General features: G+C 32.3%; 1 protein-coding gene and 1 pseudogene. Both read right to left on the reverse strand.

The window, feature by feature from the left end; all coding sequences use genetic code 11:
- Positions 1-185 precede the first annotated feature (185 nt).
- Positions 186-1844 carry a formate--tetrahydrofolate ligase gene (locus KHW44_RS08725; RefSeq protein ID WP_369680528.1) on the reverse strand — a complete coding sequence of 553 codons (1659 nt, stop codon included), beginning with the start codon at positions 1842-1844 and terminating at the stop codon, positions 186-188.
- A 190-nt stretch (positions 1845-2034) separates the two neighbouring features.
- Positions 2035-2325, reverse strand: a pseudogene (locus KHW44_RS08730) (FprA family A-type flavoprotein); the annotation flags it as partial.

Below are 2325 nucleotides of genomic sequence, written 5' to 3' on the forward strand. Positions count from 1 at the left end.
AGAGGAGTTTTTTTTGTACTCATAAGCATCTCCTTTTACTTATAATCCTTTTCATAACTATTGTACCATAAAAGTTATTAGTATTTGTAACAAAATTTATTAATTCTCATAATAAATAAGCCTGAATTTATAGAAAATTTTTATAAATCATAATAAATTTACACAAATTCAGGCTTTAAATTTTTCTAGAATAATCCTACAACTGTACCATCATCTAAAACATCACAGTTTTCTGCTGAAGGTACTTTTGGTAAACCTGGCATTGTCATTACAGAACCTAATAGTGCAACAACAAATCCAGCACCTCTTGAGATTTTAAAATCACTTACTGTGATTGTAAATCCAGTTGGAGCTCCGATTAATTTTTTATTATCAGAGAATGAGTATTGAGTCTTAGCCATACATACTGGATAATTGTCTAATCCTAATTCTTTGATTTGTTTTAATTTCTTCTTAGCTTTTGCACTAAAATCTACGCCGTCAGCTCTGTAGATTTCTTTTGCAATTTTTTCAATTTTTTCTTTGATTGGCAATTCAAGGTCATATAAGAATTCAAATTCGTTTTCTTCTTTTGTATTTTCAACAACATATTCCGCTAATTCTCTTGCACCTTCGCCACCTTCTGCCCATACATCACAGAATATTGCTTTTGTTCCGTCTGCTTCAACCAATTCAGTTAATTTCTTGATTTCAGCATCTGTATCATTTGCAAATCTGTTGATTGCTACTACTACTGGAACTTTGTATTTCTTCATGTTTTCGATGTGACGTTTAAGGTTAGCATATCCTTTTTCCAAAGCTTCTACATTTTCAACTTTGTAGTCTTCTGCTTCCCCGTGATGTTTTAATGCTTTGATTGTAGCAACGATACATACCATGTTTGGATGTAAGTCGTTTCTACATTTGATATCGAAGAATTTTTCTGCTCCTAAGTCAGCACCGAAACCTGCTTCAGTTACTACGTAATCTCCAAGTTTCAATCCTAATTTTGTAGCTATTACAGAGTTACATCCGTGTGCAATGTTAGCGAATGGTCCACCATGAATAATTGCTGGAGTGTGTTCTAATGTTTGAACTAAGTTTGGTTTGATAGCTTCTTTCATGATTAATGCTACAGCACCATCAGCTTTAACGTCTTTTGCGTAAACTGGTTTACCTTCTGTATCAAAAGCGATAAGAATGTTTCCAACTCTTTCTTTTAAGTCTTTCAAATCTTTTGCAAGACATAAAATAGCCATGATTTCACTTGCAACAGTGATTTCGAAACCGTCTTGACGCATAACTCCGTTACCTTTCGAACCAACGCCGATAACTATATCTCTTAATTCACGTTCGTTCATGTCCATACATCTTTTAATTAAGATTTGTTTTGGATCGATGTTTAACGCATTACCTTGGTGAATGTGGTTATCCATCATTGCGCAAATTAAGTTATTTGCAGTAGTGATTGCGTGGAAGTCACCTGTGAAGTGCATGTTGATTTCATCCATTGGAACTACTTGTGCATATCCACCACCAGCGGCTCCACCTTTCATACCAAAGTTAGGTCCTAAAGATGGTTCTCTTAAAACTGAAATAGCGTTTTTGCCAATTTTGTTAAGTCCCATTGCCAAACCAACATTCATAGTTGTTTTACCTTCTCCTGTTGGAGTTGGGTTAATACTTGTCATCAAAATTAATTTACCATCTTTTTTGTCTTTATTTTTTTCAAAAAGATTTAAATCTAATTTTGCCTTATATCTACCATATTGTTCGTAATCTTCTTCTGTTAATCCCATTTTTTCAGCTATCACGCTGATTTTTTCTAATTTCGCTTTTTGAGCAATTTCTACATCTGTAGCCATAATCATTACCTCCAAATTTTATTTATTAGCTATTAACCTAATAACCACTAAGCTATTTATACCCATATTAGTTCAATAATAACACCAAAAATCATTTTTTAGGATTTTTTTGATAATAATTATTAATTTAACGCATTTTGTCAGATAAAAAAATAGAACCAATCAAATTAATGATTGATTCTAAAATTTATTATTTAATTTTTGCTGCGATTTCTTTTGCCATTTGTCTTAAGCCTTGATCGTCTTCTTCTTTCATGCGACCTTTTGCTTCAACAACTGTTTCTGTTGTTTCAAATTTTCCTTCTTCAACAAATTCTTTTAAATTTTTGACAGCGCCACCGCTCCATCCGAATGATCCAAAAACAGAAACCACATGATTTTTTAATTTTTGCATTTTTAAAATGTTCAATAAATTATTCATTACTGGATATACAGTGTTGTTGTATGTGCAAGATCCTAATACTAATGATTTCTTTTCCCA

Origin of the sequence: Finegoldia magna, from assembly GCF_018371055.1 — a bacterium.
Classification (GTDB): Bacteria; Bacillota; Clostridia; order Tissierellales; family Peptoniphilaceae; genus Finegoldia; species Finegoldia magna_I.

Excerpts from the sequence above, each read along its gene's own strand:
- KHW44_RS08725 (WP_369680528.1), bottom strand. The coding sequence starts at position 1,844 with ATGGCTACAGATGTAGAAATTGCTCAAAAAGCGAAATTAGAAAAAATC.